This is a genomic window from Labrys monachus (assembly GCF_030814655.1).
In the GTDB taxonomy this organism is placed as follows: domain Bacteria; phylum Pseudomonadota; class Alphaproteobacteria; order Rhizobiales; family Labraceae; genus Labrys; species Labrys monacha.
Genome location: NZ_JAUSVK010000001.1, coordinates 878,857 through 900,797, shown reverse-complemented (window position 1 = coordinate 900,797; position 21,941 = coordinate 878,857). Strand labels below are relative to the sequence as shown.

17 protein-coding genes are annotated in these 21,941 nt (G+C 67.3%); 4 read left to right on the top strand and 13 right to left on the bottom strand.

Features of this window, described 5'->3' with window-relative positions; translation table 11 throughout:
- Positions 1-62 precede the first annotated feature (62 nt).
- Both J3R73_RS03970 and J3R73_RS03965 read left to right on the top strand, forming a co-directional pair.
- Positions 63-1,463, top strand: a complete 1,401-nt coding sequence (locus J3R73_RS03970; RefSeq protein ID WP_307422671.1) for an amidase — start codon at positions 63-65, stop codon at positions 1,461-1,463.
- Positions 1,464-1,471: 8 nt separating this feature from the next.
- The gene (locus J3R73_RS03965) at positions 1,472-2,701 is read left to right on the top strand and encodes an allantoate amidohydrolase (protein ID WP_307422670.1); all 1,230 of its coding nucleotides are present in this window, start codon (positions 1,472-1,474) and stop codon (positions 2,699-2,701) included.
- A 12-nt stretch (positions 2,702-2,713) separates the two neighbouring features.
- Here the strand turns inward: J3R73_RS03965 and J3R73_RS03960 are convergent, their stop codons facing one another.
- From J3R73_RS03960 to J3R73_RS03935, 6 genes are all read right to left on the bottom strand, one after another.
- Positions 2,714-4,555 (bottom strand): ABC transporter ATP-binding protein, encoded by a 1,842-nt coding sequence (locus tag J3R73_RS03960; protein ID WP_307422668.1) that lies wholly within the window; start codon positions 4,553-4,555, stop codon positions 2,714-2,716.
- Between the two features lies 1 nt (position 4,556).
- Positions 4,557-5,468 carry an ABC transporter permease gene (locus J3R73_RS03955; protein ID WP_307422665.1) on the bottom strand — a complete coding sequence of 304 codons (912 nt, stop codon included), beginning with the start codon at positions 5,466-5,468 and terminating at the stop codon, positions 4,557-4,559.
- A 2-nt stretch (positions 5,469-5,470) separates the two neighbouring features.
- Positions 5,471-6,451, bottom strand: a complete 981-nt coding sequence (locus J3R73_RS03950) for an ABC transporter permease (RefSeq protein ID WP_307422660.1) — start codon at positions 6,449-6,451, stop codon at positions 5,471-5,473.
- 68 nt (positions 6,452-6,519) lie between these two features.
- Positions 6,520-8,082: an ABC transporter substrate-binding protein gene (locus tag J3R73_RS03945; protein ID WP_307422656.1), complete on the bottom strand. Its 1,563-nt coding sequence runs from the start codon at positions 8,080-8,082 to the stop codon at positions 6,520-6,522.
- Positions 8,083-8,366: 284 nt separating this feature from the next.
- Complete coding sequence (locus J3R73_RS03940) at positions 8,367-9,155, bottom strand: enoyl-CoA hydratase/isomerase family protein (RefSeq protein ID WP_307422652.1); 789 nt, start codon at positions 9,153-9,155, stop codon at positions 8,367-8,369.
- Complete coding sequence (locus tag J3R73_RS03935; protein WP_307422649.1) at positions 9,152-10,738, bottom strand: acyl CoA:acetate/3-ketoacid CoA transferase; 1,587 nt, start codon at positions 10,736-10,738, stop codon at positions 9,152-9,154. The genes J3R73_RS03940 and J3R73_RS03935 overlap by 4 nt, the downstream gene beginning before the upstream one ends.
- Before the next feature lie 242 nt (positions 10,739-10,980).
- Here J3R73_RS03935 and J3R73_RS03930 point away from each other — a divergent pair, with 242 nt between their 5' ends.
- Entirely contained in the window at positions 10,981-11,799 is an 819-nt protein-coding gene (locus tag J3R73_RS03930) for an aldo/keto reductase (protein WP_307422647.1), read from the top strand.
- 75 nt (positions 11,800-11,874) lie between these two features.
- On the opposite strand, the gene J3R73_RS03925 is transcribed toward J3R73_RS03930, so the two are convergent.
- From J3R73_RS03925 to J3R73_RS03895, 7 genes are all read right to left on the bottom strand, one after another.
- Positions 11,875-13,473 carry a GMC family oxidoreductase gene (locus J3R73_RS03925; RefSeq protein WP_370879840.1) on the bottom strand — a complete coding sequence of 533 codons (1,599 nt, stop codon included), beginning with the start codon at positions 13,471-13,473 and terminating at the stop codon, positions 11,875-11,877.
- The gene (locus tag J3R73_RS03920; protein WP_307422643.1) at positions 13,473-14,972 is read right to left on the bottom strand and encodes an aldehyde dehydrogenase family protein; all 1,500 of its coding nucleotides are present in this window, start codon (positions 14,970-14,972) and stop codon (positions 13,473-13,475) included. Before J3R73_RS03920 ends, J3R73_RS03925 begins: the two co-directional genes overlap by 1 nt.
- A gap of 66 nt (positions 14,973-15,038) precedes the next feature.
- Positions 15,039-16,082: a zinc-dependent alcohol dehydrogenase gene (locus J3R73_RS03915; RefSeq protein ID WP_307422641.1), complete on the bottom strand. Its 1,044-nt coding sequence runs from the start codon at positions 16,080-16,082 to the stop codon at positions 15,039-15,041.
- Between the two features lie 10 nt (positions 16,083-16,092).
- A complete protein-coding gene (locus tag J3R73_RS03910) occupies positions 16,093-17,034 on the bottom strand; it encodes an ABC transporter permease (protein ID WP_307422639.1) in 942 nt (313 codons plus the stop codon).
- 11 nt (positions 17,035-17,045) lie between these two features.
- Positions 17,046-18,548 (bottom strand): sugar ABC transporter ATP-binding protein, encoded by a 1,503-nt coding sequence (locus tag J3R73_RS03905; protein ID WP_307422636.1) that lies wholly within the window; start codon positions 18,546-18,548, stop codon positions 17,046-17,048.
- Positions 18,549-18,555: 7 nt separating this feature from the next.
- Positions 18,556-19,521 (bottom strand): ABC transporter permease, encoded by a 966-nt coding sequence (locus tag J3R73_RS03900; protein WP_307422634.1) that lies wholly within the window; start codon positions 19,519-19,521, stop codon positions 18,556-18,558.
- 293 nt (positions 19,522-19,814) lie between these two features.
- On the bottom strand, positions 19,815-20,924 hold the full coding sequence (locus J3R73_RS03895; RefSeq protein WP_307422632.1) for a sugar ABC transporter substrate-binding protein: 1,110 nt from the start codon (positions 20,922-20,924) through the stop codon (positions 19,815-19,817).
- Between the two features lie 348 nt (positions 20,925-21,272).
- On the opposite strand from J3R73_RS03895, the gene J3R73_RS03890 reads away from it, so the two are divergent.
- Positions 21,273-21,935: a TetR/AcrR family transcriptional regulator gene (locus J3R73_RS03890; RefSeq protein WP_307422630.1), complete on the top strand. Its 663-nt coding sequence runs from the start codon at positions 21,273-21,275 to the stop codon at positions 21,933-21,935.
- The last annotated feature ends 6 nt before the right edge of the window (positions 21,936-21,941 follow it).

Genomic DNA, 21,941 nt, shown 5'->3' with positions numbered 1-21,941 from the left:
CCGCTACGTCGACAGGCATGGCCGGCGTCCGTTCATCCTGCCGGAATCCCCTGGAGCGCCTAATGTCCATCGCAAGCCTCGTTGCCATGAGCGTCGGTGAGATCGTCGATGCCTATGCAGCGGGCAATCTCTCGCCGGTGGAGGTCACGCAGACCGTAATCGCGCATTCCGAGGCGACCAACGGCGCCGTCAACGCGCTGTTCAGCTTCCACCCGGACGAAGCTCTCGCCACGGCCAGGGCCTCCGAGGCGCGCTACCGGGCCGGGGCGCCGGCGGGCCTGCTCGACGGCATCCCCGTCACCGTCAAGGACAGCATCGCCATCGTCGGCTGGCCTCACACCCACGGCATCGCCGCCAACCGCGACCAGCCGCCTTCCACCTACAATGCGCCGCCGGCGCTGGCGCTGATGGAGTCCGGCGCACCGATCTTCGCCAAGACGACGATGCCCGATTGCGGGCTGCTGGCGTCCGGCATCAGTTCGCTGCACGGCATCACCCGCAACCCGTGGGGCCTGTCGTGGAACACCGGCGGCTCCTCCTCCGGCGCGGGCGCCTCGGTCGCCGCCGGCATGGGCTTCCTCTCGGTCGGCACGGATATCGCCGGTTCGGTGCGGCTGCCCTCGTCCCATTGCGGCCTGGCGTCCCTGAAGCCGACCCATGGCCGGATCCCCCATCTGCCGCCCGATACCATGCGCATGGCCGGGCCGATGGGCCGGCGCGTCGACGACATCGCCCGCATGCTGACGGTGCTGGCCCGCCCCGACGAACGCGACACCTGGAGCTTTCCCGCCGACGGGGTGCGCTATCACGAGCACCTCGCCCGGGATCTCAGGAACGTCAGGATCGGCATCCTCACCGACATGGGCTTCGGCCCCCGGCCCGAGCCGGCGGTGCGCGAGGCCGTCGAGGCGGCGGGCCGCCTTCTGGAAGGAGCCGGCGCCGTCGTCGAGCCTTTCGTCTCCCCGCTCGATCAGGATGCCTATGCCCCGATCGACCTCTATCTGCAGGTGCGCGGCTTCGTCGAGTACAGCGACCTCCCTCCGCATGGCGGCAACGGCATCAATGCCTATGTCCGCGACTGGGCGATGCAGGGCGCCGAGCATTCGGGCGTCGACCTCTATCGCACCCTCGCCGAGATCGCCCGGATGAAGGCGACGCTGCTGGCCGCCTTCGAGGGCTGGGACTACGTCATCGCGCCGACGCTGCCGGTGGTGAATTTCCCGGCCGAGGAGCCGGGCGTCTCGCGGGAAGTCCCCCTGGCGCATACCACTTTCACCGCCCTGTTCAACCAGACCGGGCAGCCGGCCGCCACCGTCTGCACCGCCTTCGACGATCGGCATCTGCCGATCGGCATCCAGGTCGTCGGCCATCGCTGCGACGACCTCGGCGTGCTGCAGGTCGCCAAGGCGCTGGAGGACCTGCGGGACGTCGCCATGGACTGGCCGCTGTCGCCGCGCGCCTGAGGCCGATCATGGCCCGGACGCTTCACGATCTCCTCGCGGCCTTCGCCCGCCATGGCGGCACGCCGGACGGCGGCGTGCGGCGGCTGGCGGCTTCGGCCGAGGACGGCGCTGCGCGCGACCTGCTGGCAGCCGAAATCCGCCGCAGGGGACTGGGCCTCGCCGTCGATCCGATCGGCAACATGTTCGCCATGGCCGGGCTGGTCCCCTCCGTGCGCGAGGCGGTGATCGTCGGCTCGCATCTCGACAGCCAGCCGACCGGCGGGCGCTATGACGGCACCTACGGCGTGCTGGCGGGGCTGCTCGCGGTGGAGGCCGTCGCGGCCCGGGCCGCCGCCGCGCCCCATGCGGCCAGGCGCAACCTGGTGCTCGCCAACTGGACCAACGAGGAAGGCGCGCGCTTCCAGCCGAGCCTCACCGGCAGTTCGGTCTATGCCGGCACGCTGCCCGGCCCGGCGGCCGGCGACCTCGTCGACGGCGAGGGTGTCCGGCTCGCGGCGGCGCTCGACGCCATCGGCTATCGCGGCGAGGCCCCGCCCTCCTTCGAACCGGCGCGCTATGTGGAACTGCATGTCGAGCAGGGCAGCCGGCTGGAGGCCGGCGGCATCGATATCGGCGTGGTGACCGGTGCCTGGGCGGCGCGCAAGACGTCGCTGGTGTTCCATGGCGAGCCTTCCCATACCGGCCCGATGCCGATGGAGCGCCGGCGGGACGCCCTGCGGGCGGCCGCCCGGGCCATCGATCTGCATTATCGGGAGATCGAGACGAGCGGCACCGGCGCCCATGCCTCGGCGGCCCGCATCACGGTGTTTCCCAATTCGCCCAATGTCACGCCCAGCCGCGTTCAGGTCTGGTTCGAGTTCCGCCACGAGGACGAGGCGATCGCCTGCACCCTCGGCGACCGCTTCCTGGCCGGGGCGAAATCGGCCGTCGAGCCCCTCGGCGTCGGCATCGAGATCGCCGCCGACGAACGGCGCGGCGCGGCGGCGCTCGACCCGCACGGCGCGGCGCTGGCGCTCGCCACCGCCCGGGACCTCGGCTTCTCCGCCGTCTCGATGAAGACCGTGGCCGGCCATGACGCGCTCGCCCTGCAAAGACGCGTGCCGTCCTCGCTGATGTTCGTGCCGAGCCGTGGCGGCCTCAGCCACAACGCCGCCGAGTTCACCGACGAGGCCGCCCTCGACAAGGGCCTGGCGGTGCTCGTCGAGCTGCTGTGGCGGATGGTGACCGAGGCCCGATAGCGGGGCTCGCGGTCAGGCCGCCGCGGAGGCGCCGTTCGCCGGCGCATCGAGCAGATGGCAGGCGGCGAGACTGCCCGGCCGGTGCTCGCGCAACCGCGGCGTCTCCATGCGGCAGCGGCCGAAGGCGCTCGGGCAGCGCGAGGCGAAGCTGCAGCCGGGCGGAATGTCGATCGGGCTCGGCGGCTCGCCCTCCAGCAGGTAATCGGCCGGCTTGAAAGGCTTGTCCTCCAGCGTCGGCGCGGCCGACAGCAGGGCCTTGGTGTAGGGATGCTGCGGCTTGAAGAAGAGATCGTGGTTGTCGGCGATCTCCACCATCTCGCCCAGATACATCACCGCGATGCGCGTGCAGACTTTCCGCACCATGGCGAGGTCGTGCGAGATGAAGACATAGGTGAGATCGTTCTTCTCCTGCAGCACCGAGAACAGCTCGATCAGCTTGGCCTGCTCGCGCTGGTCGAGGGCCGACAGCGTCTCGTCGAGGATGAGCAGCCGGGGCGAGAGGATGAGCGCGCGGGCGATCGAGATGCGCTGGCGCTCGCCGGTGGACAGGGCGTTCGGCAATTCGTCGTAGAGCCGGGCCGGCAGGCCGACCTCCCGCATGGCGGCGGTGACGCGCTCGCGCAGGATCCTGGCCGGAACGCGGCCGCGGATGAGCAGGCTTTCCTCGATCATGCGGCCGACGGTGGTGCGGGGCGGCAGGGCGTTGTAGGGGTCCTGCAGGAGGAGCTGGAACTCGCCGCGCTTGTCGATCAGCTGCTGGGCGGAGAGCGTGCGCAGCGACACGCCGCCGAGCACGATGTCGCCCTTGTCCGGGGCCTCCAGCCAGGCGAGCAGACGGGTCAGGGTCGATTTTCCGCAGCCTGATTCGCCGACGATGCCGAAATTCTCGCGCGGCAGGATGTCGAAGCTGACCCCGCGCACCGCCTGGATGTTGCGATAGGTGTTGAAGGTGCCGCGCTTGCGGGCGAGATAGGTCCGGTGCGCATCCTGGATGCGCATCAGCGGCTCGTCGGCGGCATTGCGCCGGGACAGCGGCCGTTCCTGCGTCGACCAGATGCGGGGCACGCTCTCGATGGCGCGGCTGGTATAGTCGCTCCGCGGCGCGCGCATCAGGTCGGCGAAAGGCTGCTCCTCCACCAGACGGCCCTCGTGGAGCACGGCGGTGCGGCCGCCGAACTGGCCGAGCGTCGCGAGCGAGGCGGAAAGATAGATCGTCGCCATCTTGTGGCGCAGGCACAGATCGTGCAGCAGCGCCACGATCTGGGCGGCGATGGTGACGTCCAGCGGCTGGGTGATGTTGTCGGCGATCAGCACGGCGGGCTCGGCGCAGATCGCGTCGACGATCATGGCGCGCTGCATCATGCCGCCGGAGAATTTCGAAGGATATTCCCAGTAGCGCTCCCTCGGCGAGGGGATGCGAACCTCGCCCAGCAGCTGGACGACGCGCTCGAAGCACTCCTTCCGGTTCCATTCGGTGCGCACGCTGCGCAGCTTTTCCGAGATCTGCACGCCGACCGGCTGGGTCGGATCGAGCGAGCTCTGCGGCTTGGAGCCGATATAGGCGATGTCGCGCCCGATGCGGAAGCTGCTGTCGGCGCCGCGGGCGACGATGTCCTTGCCGGCGAACAGGACCGAACCCTGGCGGTAGGTGAGGCTTTCCGGCAGCCAGTCCGCCAAGGCGCGGCTCAGCACCGTCTTGCCCGCCCCGCTCTCGCCGTAGATGCCGAGGATCTCGGAGGAATGCAGGCGGATGTCGATGTCCTGCAGCACCGGCATGTCGCCGCTTCGGGTGCTGACCGTGAGGCCGCGCGTCTCCAGGATCAGGGAACTGTCCGCGGTGGGGGACGTGTCCATGTCAGCCGCCTCCGTAGATCTTGTTGCGTGCCTTTTCGAGCGCCGACCCCATGAGGTTGATCGAGGTCAGCGCCACCGCCAGGAACACGCCCGGGCTGGTGGCGATCCACCAGGCGTTGATGAGATATTTGCGGCTGTCGGAGATGATGCTGCCGAAGCTCGGCGTCGGCGGCTGGATGCCGAGGCCGAGGAAGCCGAGGATCGCTTCGAAGATCATCATGCGGGCCACGTCGAGAACCGCGACGAAGGCGATCGGCGGCAGGATGTTCGGGGCGGCGTAGAGCAGGAGGATGCGCCAGTCGCCCGCGCCGAGCACGCGCAGCCCGCGCACATATTCCTTGCCGCGTTCGGTGACGGCGGCGCTGCGGGCGACGCGCGCATAGAGCGGCCAGCCCGACAGCGCGAGCACGATGATGATGGTGACGACCTCCGGCTTCGTCACGCCGAGGATGGTGATGGCCAGGATGATCATCGGCACCGAAAGCTGGGCATCGGTGATGCGCATGATGATGGTGTCCCACCAGCCACCCCGGAAGCCGGCAAGGAGGCCGAGGCCGCAGCCGATCAGGAAGACGAGCACGACGGTGACGACGCCGATCAGCAGCGAGAAGCGCAGGCCGATCAGGCACCGCATCAGCATGTCGCGGCCGAGCTGGTCGGTGCCGAGCGGGTGGATCGCCGTCCATTTCTCGCCGAGGAACAAAGGCGGGATGAACTTGTCCCGCACCACCATCTTGGTCGCGGTGATCGAGGAGAGCTCGGGATAGATCGCGGAGAACAGCAGCAGCGCCGCGAAGACGAAGAGGCCGATGCGAAAGCTGCGCATGCCCCAGGCAGCGGCGAGGATGCGGCGGTTGATCGACAGGGCCCTGGCCGCTTCGGCAGGGGCGGCGTCGGTGGTGATCGTGCTCATGCTCAGATCTCCACGCGGGGGTCGACGAGGTAGGCGACGAGGTCGACGAGAATGTTGATGAAGACGAAGACCGCGCTGGTGGTGATGGCGATGCCCTGGATCACCGGGAAATCGCGGCCGAGCACCGAGACCACGGTGAGGTTGCCGAGGCCGGGATAGTCGAAGATGTATTCGATCACGAGCACGCCGCCGATCAGGGTGGAAAGCTGGATGCCGAGCAGGTTGATCAGGGGGACCGAGGCGTTGCGCAGGGCGTGGGAATAGACGATGCGCCGCCGCGACAGGCCGCGCACGCGCCCCTCGTCGATGAAGGGGGCCTGCATCACCTCGCCGAGCGCCGTCGTCAGCGTGCGGATGATGAAGGGCGAGATCTCGACCGCCAGCACGAAGGCGGGCAGCAGCACGTAGCTGAACCCCTGATAGCCCAAGGCCGGCAGCCAATCGAGCTTGACCGACAGGAACAGGATCAGCACGATCGCCAGCCAGAAATTCGGGATCGAGACGAACAGCGACTGCACGCCGAAGGCCAGCGAGTTCTGCCAGCCGTTCTGGTGGAGGCCGCCCGCTATGCCGATGGGGAACGACATCAGCAGCGCGAAGACGAGCGCCACGCCGCCGAGCTGCAGGGTGAGCGGCAGCCGCTCCAGGATGAGGCTGGTCACCGGCGCCATTTCCGCCTTGGTCGGGTCGACATATTGCCCGCCGGCCGAAACCCCGCCGCTGCGGGGCCGGATATAGGACTGGCCGAGATCGCCGCGCGCCAGGCCGGCCATGTAGCGCGCATATTGCACGACGATCGGATCGCGAAGGCCCATCTTGGTGGCGACTTCCTCCACGACATTGTCGGGCGCCATGCCCCCGACGATGAGGCGGACCGGATCGCCGGGGACCACCCGCAGCAGGGTGAAGATGATCAGCGAGGTCAGGACGACGATGAGGACGCCCTGGGCGATCCGCTTCACCAGGAATTCGAGGATCAACATCGGCACCTGTCCCGTGCGCTCTCGGAAGGAAGGAGCCGGCCGGCGGCCGGCTCCTCAAGCGTCGCAGATCAGGCGAGCGTCGCCTTGCTCATGTCCTGCATGCCGTTGGGGTAGATGTAGAGGCCGTCGAGCTTCTTGGTGTAGGCGTGGATGAACACCGAGGTGAACAGCGCCAGGGCCGGCGCCTTGCGGGCGATGGTCGGCAGGGTTTCCTCCTGCAGGATCTTCTTGCGCTCGTCGATCGAGGCGGCATTGCGCTCCTTGTCCAGCACGGCGTCGATCTCGGGATCGACGATGCCGGTGATGCGCTTGGACGAGGAATGGAAATGCGTGCGGATGACGAGGTCGGGCTCCGGCGAGCCGGTGCACCAACCGCAATCGATCATGTTGCCCTCGCCGCCGCCGGGCTTGTCATAGAGCAGATTGCCCCAGGCCGCGACTTCGAGGGTCTGCAGATTCACCTTGAAGCCCTGCTCCTGCAGCATGCCCGTGATCAGCTCGGCATATTCCTTGGTCTTGGGATAGAAGCCGACCGAGCTGTAATAGGTCAGCTCCGGCAGCCCCTCGCCCTTGGGAAAGCCGGCCTCGGCGAGGAGCGCCTGGGCCTTGTCGGGATCGAACTCGGGATAGTCGGCCACCTCCGTATAGCCGAACTTCACCGGCGAGATATGCGCCTTGGAAAAGGTGCCGGAGACGCCGAGGATTTCGAGCACCTGCTGGCGGTCGATGGAATGGCAGGCGGCGAGGCGGATGCGCGGATCGTCGAAGGGCTTCTTGGAGCAGCGGAAGAACAGGTATTTGTTCTCGACCGAGACCGCCTTGTGGATGGCGAAGCGATCGTCCTTGGCGATGGTGTCGACCTGCTCCTGCTCCAGGCGCTCGATGATGTCGGCCTCGCCGTTGAGCAGCGAGAGCGTGCGCGTCGTGGTGTCGCCGACGAAATGATATTCGACGCCGGGGATCTTGGGTGCGCCGAGGAAGAAATCGGCATTCGCGGCGAGGATGGTGGTATCGCCCTTCTGGTCGACATATTTGAACGGGCCGGTGCCGTTCATGCGCGCCGAGAGCTGGGCCTTGTTGGCGACGTCCTTGGCGGCCATGATCGGCAGGAACGACGACAGATAGTAATAGAGGCTGGCCGGATAGCCGAATTCCTTGGTGTTGATATGGCAGGTATGGTCGTCGATGACGTCGACGGTAACCCTGCCCGGATACCATTGCGCCGGCCGGTCGGGCAGCGAGCCATATTCATAGGTCGCCTTGACGTCGGCGGCGGTGAAGGGGGTGCCGTCGTGGAACTTGATGCCCTGCCGCAGCTTGACCTCGAGCGTATAGGTGTCGAGGGGCTTGAGGGATTCGGCGAGCTCGAACACCAGCTCGCCCGGATTTTCCGGCTTCATCGGCGCGCGGGTCAGATAGCCGAACACGAAACCCTCGACGATGAGCTGGCCGAGATTGGTATGGGTGGTCGGGTCCCAGTTGCCGGTCAAGGCCTCGGCGCCGAGGAAGCGCAGCGCCTTGCCTTCGGCGGCGAAGGCGGAGCTCATCAGGAAATCGGGATTGACTCGGCCGAAGCCGAAGGCGCCGGCTCCGGCCAACGCCCCCAGCATGAGATCTCTGCGGTTGATCATTGTCGTTCCTTTGAATGGGTGCGCGGAAGATTGTTTGGGCTCGCCATTCCGGTCCAAGCGCAGCTTGCCGAGCCATCCCACCTGTCTCGATGGATGGCAAAACTCTAGACCAGATGCGGCCGGCGCCTGATGCCTGCCGCTCCACGATTCCATTGCTGACACTTCTCGCGCCATGCCCGCCGTTTGGGCACGAAAGCACGGGTGTTCTTCCGCGGGCACGCCACGAGGGAACGCGCTCCCGCCGCTGCGGGCATGACGGTGAGGCCGGCTGCGGCGCCGACGCTCTACCGGCCGCCGAAATGCGGCTGTCGCTTTTCGCGGAACGCCGCGACACCTTCCTTCAGGTCCTCCGTCGACATCGCCACCGTGCCCGCGAGCGCCTCCAGCACGCGTTCTTGCTCCTCGCCCTCGGCGGCGTTGATCAGCATCTTGGCGAGTTCGGTCGCCACCGGCGCGCGCCGGCACACCCGCGCCGCGGCGAGGCGCGCGTGTTCGAGGCCCGCATGGCGGGGCACCACGAGGTCGACGAGCCCCTCCCGGCGGGCCTCGTCCGCCTCGAGCACTTCGCCGAAGAGGGCCATGCGGCGGATGAGCGGCGCCCCCACGCGGCGGACGGCGCGCTGGGTTCCCGACCAGCCGGGGATGATGCCGAGACCCGCCTCCGGCAGGCCGAACTTCACATGCTCCTCGGCGATGCGCAGATCGGCGACCATCGCCAGTTCCAGCCCGCCGCCGAAGGCGTGGCCGTTGAGCACCGCGATCAGCGGCTGGCGCAGTCGCGCCAGGGCGTCGAAGACCTCATGGCCCTCCCGCACCCAGAACGCGCCGAAATCGAGCGGCGTCGACCGGCTCCAGGCCTCGATGTCGCCACCGGCCGAGAAAGCCTTGTCGGCGCTTCCGGTCAGGATCACCACCCTGACCCCGCGGTCGCGATCGAGCAGCCTGCAGGCGTCCCGCAATGCCTCGACGGCTTCAGCATCGAGCGCATTGTGCTTGGCGGGGCGGTCGAGGGTGAGGGTCGCGACCTCCCCTTCGAAGACGAGCCTCACCGCTCCGGGCGAGGGCGCGCTCATGCGGCGGCCCTGCCGGCGTCGAGCGGGACCTTCCCCGGCCAGAACAGCGCCTCGTCCATCGGGCGCAGGTCGGGCGATATCCGCAGCGGCGTCTCCGCCCGGTCGAGCACGTCCTTCTGCAGGTCGACGCCCGGCGCGATCTCGGTGACGACGAGCCCCTCGGGCGTGAGCTTGAGCACGCAGCGCTCGGTGACATAGGTCACGTCCTGGCCCTGCATGACGCCCCGCCTGCCCGAGAAGGAGACGTGCTCCACCTCGTCGACGATCTTGGCGACCCGGCCCTCCTTCTCGATCACCAGGCGGCCGTCGGCGATGCGCAGCTTCGCCCCGGCGTTGAAATAGCCGGAGAAGACGATCTTGCGGGCCCGCGCGGTGATGTCGACGAAGCCGCCCGCGCCGGCGGTGACGTGCGGGCGCGCCGAGAGCTTGGACACGTTGACGGAGCCGTGGCGGTCGATCTGCAGGAAGGACAGCAGAGAAGCGTCGAAGCCGCCGGCCTGGAAATAGGCGAACTGATGCGGCGAGGCGACGAACGCCTCGGCATTGGCCGAACATCCGAACTTGAAGTCCAGCAGCGGGATGCCGCCCACCGCACCCTGCTCGATCACCCAGGTGACCTCGCCGTGCCGGCCCTCCTCGATGAAGATGCGCGGCACGTTGGCGGAGATGCCGAAGCCGATATTCACCGCCCAGCCGGCCTCGAGTTCCGCGGCGACGCGGCGCGCGATGACCTTGGCGACGTCGAAGGCGGGCAACCCGAAACTGTCGAGCGGACGGAACAGCTCGCCCGAGATCGCGGGATCGTAGGACGTCGCCGTGGTCTGCAACTGGTCCGGGGCCTCGACGATGTAGTCGACGAGGATGCCCGGCACGCGCACGTCGTGCGGCCGCAAGGTACCGGCCTGCGCCACCTGCTTGACCTGCGCGATGACGATGCCGCCGGCGTTGCGGCCGGCCAGGGCCAGTTCCATCGCGCCGAGATAAGCGCCTTCATGCTCGAAGGTGAGATTGCCCCGCTCGTCGGCGGTACTCGCCCGGATGATGGCGACGTCGGGTTGGATCGCCGGAAAGAACAGCCATTCCTCCCCCGCGAACTCGATCTTCTTCACGATCGGCTTGCGGCGGGCGGCCTCGTTCATGGCGCAGCCCTCCCGGTCGGGATCGACGAACGTGTCGAGCCCGACCTTCGTCAGCACGCCCGGCCGCTTGGCGGCGCCCTCCCTGAGGACGTCGAAGACGATGCCGCTCGGCACGTTGTAGGCGGCGATCTCGTTGCGGCCCAGCATCTGCCAGATCGCGGGCGGCTCGGCCGACGAGGGGCCGGACGGGTAGGACCCGCCGATGATGGTGGTGATCAGGCCCGGCTGGGCGAGATGGTCGACGCCCTTGGTGCCGAACATGTCGCCGGCCGCGATGGGATGGATCGTCGTCAGCCCGTGCGGCGCCCCCTCCGCGCGGTAGCGCGCCCCGATGGCCTCCAGCACCGCGTCCGGACAGCACAGGCCGCTCGACGCATTGACGGCCACGATTGCTTCGCTGCGCACAAGCGCCGCCGCTTCCGCCGCGCTCCTGATCTTCGACATGATCGCCTCTTCTCAGCCCGAAAGAACTTTATTAAGTAACTGGATGGTTATATCATAGGAAATGTATGGCGGGATCACAAGGGGCAATCGCCGCGCTCGACCCGAACGGGCGATGCTCGGGATTCATGCAGTTCCGCCAGCATGATAGGGATCGCCTCCCCGAGCACGATGGGAAGCATCTTGAAAAAATTATAAGTAACTAGATAGTTAAATAAGACACGACGATTCGGGAGGAGACGGCAATGAGCCTGTATTTCGAGAGGTCCTATCAGCGTGCCTTCGGCACGTTCCCGCTGCGCGGGGAAGAACTGCGGACGGCTGTCCGCGACGCGATCGCCACCGGCTATCGCGCCTTCGACACGGCGCAGATGTACGGCAACGAGGCGGAGCTCGGCGAGGCCCTCGCCGACAGCGGCGTCGGGCGGGACGAACTGTGCATCACCACCAAGGTGCATCCCGACAATTTCGGCGAGGACCGGTTCATGCGCTCGGTCGAGGCGAGTCTGGACGCTCTCCGGGTCGACCGTGTCGACGCCCTGCTGCTGCACTGGCCGATGCCCGGGGGCGACAATCGCGGCCCCCTCGAGCTCCTGCAGCAGGCGAGGCGCCGGGGCCTCGCGGCCCATATCGGCGTGTCCAACTTCACGGCCGGCATGATGCGCGAGGCCGTGGCGCGCCTCGACGAGCCGCTGGTCGCCAACCAGGTGGAGTTCCACCCCCTGCTCGACCAGTCCGTGCTGCTGCGGGCGGCGGCCGAGACCGGCGTGCCCCTGTCGTCCTTCTGCTCGGTCGCCCGCGGCGAGGTGTTCCGCTATCCCGTCTTCGGCGAGATCGCCGCCGAATACGGCCGGACGCCGGCCCAGATCGTCCTGCGATGGATCCTGCAGAAGGGCGTGCCGATCACCACGATGTCGACCAAGCCGCAGAACATCCGCGCCAATTTCGAGGTGATGGACTTCGTGCTCTCCAGCATCGACATGGCCCGGATCGACGCCCTCGCGGCGACCAATCACCGCTGCGTCGACAGCAGCAAGGTTCCCTGGGCGCCGGACTGGGACTGACGCAGGCGCAAGGAGGCGGCCCGCTGAGGGCCGCCGCCGATCCGAAATGAGGAAGCGAGACAGGCCCCCGGCGGCTCACCTGTTTCCGCGGATCAGGTCGCTCGCCTTCTCGCCGATCATGATCGTTGGCGCGTTGGTGTTGGAGCCGATCAGGCTCGGCATCACCGAGGAATCGCAGATGCGCAGCCCCTCGAGCCCGCGCACCCGCAAATGGGGGTCGACCACGGCCATGGCGTCGACCCCCATCTTGCAGGTGCCGGTCGGATGATAGGAGGTCCTGCCATATTGCCGCGCATAGGCCTCGAAATCGGCCTGCGTGCGCACCTGCGCGCCGGGGAAATGCTCCCGGCGGATATATTTGGCCAAAGCGGGCTGGTTCATGATCTCGCGGCTGATCCGGATGCCCTCGGCGGAGATCCTGAGATCCTCGGGCTCGGCGATGAAATTGGGGTCGACCACCGGCCTGTCCGCGGGATCGGCGCTGCGCAGCGTCACCGATCCGCGGCTCCTGGGCCTGAGCGTGTAGGAGTTCAGGGTACAGCCCGACCCCGACGGGATGGCCGGCACCCCCGCCTCCACCCCGGCGCCGGCGAGGAAGTGGAACTGCAGGTCGGGCACCGGCTTGGCGCGGTCGGCGTACCAGAAGGCACCTGCCTCGACCACGTTGGAGGTGACCGGCCCGGAGCCGAACAGCAGATATTGCAGCCCCGCCCACGCCATCCAGTGCGGCTTGTTGTATTTGTCGAGGCTGGAAGCGCCCTTCAGCTCATAGACGATATCGATGCCGAAATGGTCGTTCAGGTTCTGGCCGACGCCGGGCAGGTCATGCACCACCTCGATGCCGTGCCGGCGCAGATGGTCCGCCGGCCCGATGCCGGACAGCATCATGGTCTTGGGCGATCCGATCGCCCCCGCCGTCACCACCACCTCGCGATCGGCCATCGCCCGCTTCAGGGCGCCGTCCTGGCGATATTCGACACCCCTGGCCCGGCTTCCCGACAGGAGGATGCGGCTGGTCAGGCAGCCCGTCTGCACGACGAGGTTCGGCCGCCCCGCGGCCGGCCGCAGATAGGCGACGGCGGCCGAACAGCGCCGCGCATTGCGGATCGTCGTCTGGTAGATGCCCGCCCCTTCCTGGACGGCGCCGTTGAAGTCCGGATTGTAGGGAATGCCCATCTGCTGGCACGACTGCACGAAGGCCCGCGAGACCGGCTGCGGGTCCCTTATGCCGGAAACGCCGAGCGGCCCGTCCGTGCCGTGATAGGCGGAGGCCAGCAATTCATTGCCCTCCGAACGCAGGAAATAGGGTTGCACCTCCTTGAACGACCAGCCGGTGCAGCCCTCCTCAAGGGCCCAGCGGTCATAATCCGCCGGGACGCCGCGCGTGAACACCTCGGCATTGATCGAACTGCCGCCGCCGAGCACCCGCGCCTGGGCGTAGGGGATCTCCCGGCCGTTGGCATGCTTCTGCGGCGCGGTGACCAGCCCCCATGTCAGGGGGCCGGCCGTCATCTTGGCGAAGCCGACGGGCATGTGGATATAGGGATTGCGATCCCTGCCGCCCGCCTCCAGCAGCAGGACCCGGACATCGGGATCCTCGCTCAGGCGGCTCGCCAGGACGCAGCCGGCCGAGCCGCCGCCGATGATGATGTAGTCGAAGCCTTGCTCGGCCATCACGCCACCCATGGTTCCCGGCGGCCGAGCGCGATGTGGACGGTCTTGACCTGGGTATATTCCTCGACGCCGTAAATGCCGGTCTCCCGGCCGGTGCCGGATTGCTTGAACCCGCCGATCGGCAGTTCCGGGCCGCCGGCGATGGTGGTGTTGACCCAGACGCGGCCGGCCCTGACGCGGCGGAACGCCTGCGTCGATGTCTCCAGATTCGTCGTCCAGATGCTGGCGGCGAGACCGTAGACGGTGTCGTTGGCGATCTCGATCGCCTCGTCGAGCGTTTCGAAGGTCGAGATGGTCAGGACCGGGCCGAAGATCTCCTCACGGAAGATCGTCATGTCACGCGTGACGTCGCCGAAGACGGTGGGCCTGATATAGCGGCCGGTCTCGCTCGCCAGCGCGCCGCCGCCGCAGACGAGCCGGGCCCCTTCCCTGCCGCCCGCCTCGATATAGCCGAGGATCGTCCGGTTCTGCGCTTCCGTCACGATGGCGCCCATCTGGGTGCGCGGATCGAGGGGGTCGCCGATCCGCAGGCGCGCGATCCTGTCCGCGACCAGGGCCTCGAATTGCGCCGCCACCGACTTCTCGACCACGAGCCGGCTGCCGCTGACGCAGCACTGCCCGGCATTGAAGCACAGGCCGAACACCACGCCGTCGGCAGCGTCCTCCAGATTGGCGTCGGCGAAGACGATCTGCGGATTCTTGCCGCCGAGCTCCAGCCCCAGCTTCTTGAAATTGCCGGCCGAAGCCAGCAGGGCCTTGCGCCCGACCGCGGTCGAGCCGGTGAAGGACACCATGTCGATGTCGGGATGCTCGGTGAGGGCCTGGCCGATCTCGGCGCCGCTTCCGGTCACGACGTTGAAGACGCCGTCGGGCAGGCCGGCCTCCGCGAGGATCTCCGCCATCAGCAGCGTGGTCGCCGAGGTCACCTCGCTCGGCTTGGCGACGATGGTGCAGCCCGCCGCGAGGATGAAGGGAACCCTCTCCGACAGGATGAAGAACGGGAAGTTCCACGGCGTGATCAGCCCGACGACGCCGATGGGCTCGCGCGTCACCAGGCCGAACATCCTGTCGCCGAGATTGTTGAAGGCGTCGCCATGCAGCGCCCGGGCCGCGCCGGCCGCATATTCGTAGATGCCCGCGCCGCCCTCGACCTCGCCGAGCGACTGGCCGATCGGCTTGCCCGTCTCCAGCGTCTCGAGCAGGGCCAATTCGTGCAGCCTCCCGCGGATGCCGGCCGCCGCCCGGAGCAGCACGGCCGCCCGTTCCGCGCCGGAAAGGCGAGACCAGCGGCCATCCTCGAAGGCGGCGCGCGCCACGCCGACGGCCCGGTCGACATCCTCGCGGGTGCAGCGGGTGATGCGGGTGACGACGCGGTCATGCGCCGGGCTCGTGCGCTCGAAGATCGCCCGCGGGCCCGCTTCCTCCCATCGCCCGTCGATGAAGAAGCCGAAGTCGCGCGGCTGCGCGGGCAGGGTGTGGAGCGCGTTGCTCTGGTCCATGTCTTTCTCCTCCCCGGCGAGGCGTCGGCCGGCTCTGCTTTGCATAAATAACTGTTTAGTTCCACATCATCCGGGGGGACCCATCGCGATCTGGACCTTGAGGGCGCCGGGATGGCGCGGAAGATCGCCGAAGGCTTGGCCGATGCGCGCGAGCGGGTATACCCTCGCGCGGAACGCCTCGGTCCTGAACCGCCCGTGCACGAGCAGGGCCAGCGCGTCGTGCATGTCCTGGCCCATGCCGGCGACGGAGCCCTTGACGGAATTCTCCCTGAGCACGGTGTCGAGGAGAGGCAGCGGCACGCTCTCCCCGGCGCCGGCGATGCCGAAGGCGGCGACATGGCCGCCCGGACGGATGAGGTCGAAGGCGAGCCGGTAGGAAGACGCCAGCCCCACGCTTTCGATCACGACGTCGGCGCCCCGGCCCCCGGTATGCCGGTGCACGATCGCACGGGCCTCGGAAATGTCGGTGACGGCGACGTCGGCGCCCGCCTCCAGCGCCAGAGCGGCCCGCTCCGCCGAAGGTTCGACGACCATGATCGGGACGGCGCCGACGAGGCGCATCATCTGGACGTGGAGATTGCCGATCGGCCCGGCGCCGAGAATGGCGACCGACTGCCCGAACCGCGTGCCGGCCTTGGCCGCGGCCCGCACGACGCAGGCGACGGGCTCGACCAGAGCGAGGAGATCGAAGCCGGCATCGTCGGGCGCGGGAATGACCAGCCTGGCGGGAACCGCGACATAGTCGGCGAAGGCGCCGTCGCGCCCGATGCCGATCTGCTCCATCTGCGGGCAGTTGAGGACCTCGTTGCGCCGGCAATAATAGCAGCTGCCGCAGCCCACATTGATGTCGCAGACGACGCGCTGGCCTTCCCTGAGATGCCGCACGCCGGCGCCGAGCCGCGCCAGCGTTCCCGAAAATTCGTGGCCGGGAATGATCGGCAGCCTGTCGGCCGCATAATGGCCCCGGAACATGTGGATGTCGGTGCCGCAGATGCCGCAGCGCTCGACCCTGACGAGGACGTCGTCCGGCCCGAGAGCGGGAACGGCAACGTCGCGGACTTCGAATCGGCCGGGCTCCACCAGGAGCGCCGCCTGCATCATGGCGTTCATTGTCGCGTCCTTACTTGACGACCCGGACCTTGCTTCGGTCGATGGTGAGCGCGATCGCGACGATCAGCACGAGGCCGAACACGATCTGCTGCGACGTCGCGGGTATGTTGAGGTAGAGCATGCTCGCCCGCACCACGGCGACGATCAGCGTGCCGATGAAAGTGTTGAGCACGCCGCCGACCCCGCCCGTCAGCGGCGTTCCGCCCACCAGAACGGCGACCACCGCCGGCAGCAGGAAGCCGTTGGCAATGACGGGAGACCCGCCCGACAGTTTGACGGCGAACATCAGGCCGGCGACGGCGGCCAGCCCGCCCGAGATCGCGAAGGCGATCTTCTTGTAGCGGTCGACGCGCAGGCCGGAGGCGATCGCCGCCGGCTCGCCCGCCCCAATCGCCTTGAGAGCCCGGCCGAGCACGGTCCGCCTTTCGACGACGAGGGCGGCGATCAGCAGGACGGCGGCGATGATCATCTCGCGCGGCACGCCGCCCAGCGTCCCCGTCATCCATCCAAAGGCCTGCTCGCGCAGCGCCGCGTCCATATAGAGCGCCCGCTGCCCCGAGACATACTGGCCGACCGACAGCGCCACGCCGCCGACGGCGAGGGTGGCGATGAAGGAGGGTACCTTGAGGCTGGTGGAGACATAGCCCGACACGACGCCGAAGAGAGCGCCGACCGCGATGCAGATCACGGCGGCGAAGACGCCGAAACGCGCCAGCAGCAGGGTGGCCAGCACCGTCGTCATGTTGGCGATCGACTGCGCCGACAGGTCGATGCTGCCGATATAGATGACGAAGGTGATGCCGAGCGCCATGATGAACAGGGTGGAGACGTCGCCGGCGATCTCGACGAGGTTCTCCGGCCTGAGGAAGTTCGGCGCGGCGAGGCCGACCAGCACGACCAGCGCCAGGAGCGTGATCCAGGGATAATGCCGCCTGAATTTGTGGGTGTTCATGGGACCGGCCTTCAGATCATGTGGTGAACAAGATCGAAAAGCGTCGGCTTTTCGCCCGAACTGCAGTCGAAGCGCTTCTGGATCGCGCCATCCTTGATGACGAGGATGGTATGGGACAGCCCGATCGCCTCCTCGAGCGTATCGGCGATCAGGATGATGCCGACGCCGTCCTCGTTCATCGCCCTCACCATCTCGTAGACGTCCTCCTTGGCGCCGATGTCGAGGCCGCGGGTCGGATGGTCGAGCAGGATGATGTCCGAGCCGGCGCTGCGCCATTTGGCGAGCACCACCTTCTGCTGGTTGCCGCCCGACAGGTTGCCGCAATCGGCGAGTTCCGAGGAGGCCTTGATCGACAGGCGCCGGATCCAGTCGCGCGCCGTCGCCCGTTCCCTGGCGACCTTCAGAAAGCCGGACCGGCTGTATCCCTGCAATTGGGGGAGCGTGATGTTTTCGTAGACGTTCATGCCGGCGACGATGCCCTCGATCTTCCTTTCGCGGGGGATGTAGCCGACGCCGCTGGCGACCGACCGGCGCGGATTGGAGGCCGCCATCCGCTTCTGCTTGAGCACGAGCGAGCCTTCCCGCGGCCTCTGCAGGCCGAAGAGGGTGCGCAGGATGGCCTCCCGCCCCGAGCCTTCGGTACCGACCAGCGCCAGCACCTCGCCGGCATGGAGCTCGAAGGAGATGTCGGAATATTCGCCCGGCAGGGATGCCCGTTCGAGCCCGGCCAGAACCCTTGCCTGGTAGGGCTTCTGCTTCTCCTCGCGGTAATACTGCTTGTTGATGTCGCGCCCGACCATCTTGCGCTGGATGCTCTCGGCGCTCGCCTGCGCCGAGAGCACGTGATCGACGACCTCTCCGTCCTTCATCACATAGATGCGGTCGGTCAGCTCGAGGATCTCGTCCAGCCGGTGGGAGACGAAGATGAAGGCGGCGCGGCTGCGCAGTTCCCGCACCAGGCCGAACAGCAGTTGCACCTCCTCCTTGGCGAGCACCGAGGTCGGCTCGTCGAGCAGGATGACGAGATCGCCCTTCACCCTCTCCTCCAAGGTGAGGACCTTGGCGAGTTCGACCAGCTGGCGCTGCGAGAAGGAGAGCCGGGCGGTGACCGTCCGCGGGTCGATGTCGAGCTTGACCTTGGCAAGCTGGAAGCGGGCCGCGGCGGCCATCCTCCTCCAGTTCATCACCCCGAACCGGACGAACTGCCGCTCGAAGCCGAGGAAGATGTTCTCCATCACGGTCAGGTTGCCGATGAGCGACTGCTCCTGGAACACCATGCCGATGCCCATGTCCATCGCCTGCCGCGGATTGTCGAAGCGCACCGGCTTGCCGTCGATGAGGACGTCGCCGCCATTGTGCTGGTAGGCGCCGTAGATCACCTTCATCAGGGTGGATTTGCCGGCGCCGTTCTCGCCGACCAGGCCGACGATCTCGCCGCGCTCGATGCGGAAGTCGATGCCCTTGAGGGCCCGCACGTTCGGGAAGGTCTTGTCAACGTTTCTCAGTTCGAACATGGCCGGATCACTTCACCAGGCTCAGGGACCGGCGATCGGTCGACAGCACCACGGCGATGATGACCAGCAGCCCCAGCACCCCGTCCTGGATGTAGCGGGGCAGGCCCATGACCACCATGCCGTTGTTGATGACGTTGACGATCAGCACGCCGATCAGCGTGTTCCAGACGCCGCCGCTGCCGCCCCACAGCGCCGTTCCGCCGACGACGACCGAGGTGATCGAGGCGAACATGAAATTGTTGCCGGTCGCCGTCTCGGCGATGCCGATCTGGGCCACGGCGAACAGCGCGCCGAAGGCGTAGAACACCCCGGCGATGGTGAAGCCGGCGATGCGGACGCGGCGCACATCGAGGCCGGAGGCGTGCGCGAGCTCCTCCCCGCCGCCGACGGCGTAGAAATTGCGTCCGATCGCGGTCTGGCTCTGGATGAACCAGGCGACGAGCAGGACGAGAAGGGCAACGTGGACCATGAGCGGAAAGCCGAAATAGCGCTCCGTCAGCAAGGCGCGGAAGGTCGGATCCTCGACCCGGATGCGGTCACCGCCCGTCATCAGCAGCGACAGGCCGATGCCGACGAATCCCATGCTCAGGCTCGCCATGAAGGAGGGGATGCGCAGACCCACATGCACCGCGCCGTTCACCGCGCCGTAGACGGCGCCGACCAGGAGGCAGAGCGGCACGGCGAGCCAGCCGGGACCGGCGAGCGAGCCGCCCAGCGCCAGGAACACCCAGGCGAAGACCACGGCGCAGACCGCCACCGCCCCTTCCATCGACAGGTCGATCGATCCCATGATGATCACGAACGTCACGCCGAGCGCCACCATCAGCGGCGCCGTGGCGGAGATCGAGATGCGGGCGAAGTTCCGCACCGACAGGAAGTTCGGATTGAGGACCGCAAAGAACACCACCAGCGCCACCAAGACCAGAAGTGGCGCCCATTTCTGCAGATCCGCGCGGCCCGACAATTTCGACACGCCATCCTCCATCGAAGAAGCCCGGCCCGGCGGCCGGAGAAGAGCCGCGGCGCCGGGTTCACAAGGCCCCGCTTGCTCGGTCAAATGCTGCGACGGCCCGGCGAGGGCGGCCTGAGGCAGCGTTCGGAAGCCGTTTGAAAGCCGTCCCGTCAGCCCCGGCGAGCGGGGCCGATCCATGTTGCAAGGATCCATGCCGCAGGACGGAGTCCTGGCCCATGGATCCCTCCCCTCGCCGCTGCACGGCAAGCCGGGGATGACGGAGGTCCGGACGGCTGTCGTCTTCAAACGGGCCGTCAGTACATGATCTGGCCCTTGGACGGCCCCCAGAAGTCCTTCCAATTGTAGGAAGGCGTCGACTGGATGTACTTCTTCTTGAAATCCTCGGCCTCGGCTTTGGTGATCAGGATGGTCGGGCCGTAGAATTCGCGATGCTCGCGGGGCTCCTGGGAGGGCTTGAACGCGCCGATCGCCGCATAATAGGCGAGCGCCGCGGTCACGCCGCCGCCCCAATAGGGATTGGTGGAGACCGTCGCGAGCAGGTCTCCGGCCAGGACGAGGTCCACCGCCTGGGCGTTGCCGTCATAGGCGACGATCGGGATCTGGCCGGCGAGGCCTTCGGCGCGAAGGGCCTCGATCACGCCATAGGCCATGGTGTCGTTGGCGCAGAACACGCCGGTGATCTGGTCGCCGAAGCGGGTGAGATAGCTCGCCATGATGGCGTTGGCCTTCTGGGTATCCCAGTCGGCGGCCTGGTAGTCGAGCAGCTTGATGTCCGGATAGTTCTTGAGGGCATTGTCCAGGCCGTGGCGGCGTTCGATGGCCGGATTGTTGGAGGCGATGCCGCCGAGGCCGACGATGGCGCCCTTGCCGCCCATGGCCTTGAACAGGATGGTCGCGGTCTGCTCGGACGGGCCGACATCCGACCACGTCATGTGCGAGACGTAGTTGTCGCCGAAATCCCAGGGGTGGAGGTCGTCGGTCTTGTTCCAGATGGTGGAGACATAGGCGCCCTTGGCCGCCACCGCCTCGACGACCGGACGGCCGTTGGGGGAATCGTTGGCATCGATCGCCAGGGCCAGCCTGCCGTCCGTCTTGCCGAGGAGAGCCTTCACGTCGGACAGCGATTTCTCGCTGCTGCCCTCGTTGATGAGCTGCACCAGCGCGCTCTTGGGCTTGCCCAGGCTTTCCACGAACGCCTCGCCACCGGAGGCGATGGCGTTCCAATAGGGATTGGTGCGGTCGCGATAGCTCCAGGCGATCGTCGGATCGGCGATGGACGCCCGCGCGATCGAGGGCCGCGCCAGGGATGCGGCGGCGGCGCCGCCGAGGCCGAGCGCCGATGCGAGCAGGAAATTCCTGCGGTTGAGCGTTTCCTGCTCGATGAAATTCTTGATGAACGACATTCGATCCTCCCGTTCCGACACGCAGCGGATGCAGGCACCGCCCCGCGGGCGATGCGCGGCGTCCGCATCCTTCATGCACACATCGCCTTCAGCGATCTTATTGCACTAACTAGTTACTGCATTAAAATCGGGCTGTCAATTCACCGGCCGCCGGCTCCCGCCCGGATAGATCACGATTCTCCGCGCCGTGAGGCCAGACAAGTATCGGTAGGTAAGTATCTTGTTAGTTTCACCCGTGAAGGCTACACCGGTTGTCATATGACATGGCATATTGCAGCCGATCGGATCGAACGCGGAGCGGATTGCCGACGACCGGGCGGCACCGGCAGATCAGGAGCTTGGAAGAGAATGGCAGTCATCCGCAAGGCGACGCCCGTCCGCATCAGGGACGCCGAGGCCACGCAGAAGCGCATCCTGGCCGCGGCCAAGAAGGAATTCGCCAAGAACGGATTGGGCGGCGCCCGCGTCGACATCATCGCCGAGCAGGCCAAGTCCAACAAGCGGATGATCTATCATTACTTCGAGAGCAAGGAGGCGCTGTTCCAGCGCGTGCTGGAAGACGCCTATGTCGACATCCGCACGGCGGAGACCAAGCTCGAGCTCGACCATCTCGATCCGAAGACGGCGCTCGAGACGCTGGTGCGCTTCACCTGGAACTACTACCTCGCCCATCCGGAGTTCCTCACCCTCGTCAACAGCGAGAACCTCCACAAAGCCAAGCACCTGAAGAAATCGCAGGTCATCCAGGCCGTCAGCCGGCCCTTCGTCAACATGGCCGAGAAGCTCCTGGCCCGGGGCGTGGCCGACCGCATCTTCCGGGAGGGCATCGACGCGACCCAGCTCAACATTACCATCGCGGCGATCGGATATTACTACCTCACCAACCGCTTCACCGGCTCGATCATCTTCGAGCGCGACCTCATGGCCCCCGACGCGCTGCAGCAGCGGCTCGACTTCAACATCGAGACCGTCACGCGGCTGGTCTGCATCCAGAACGACGGCCGGGACTGACGGCGC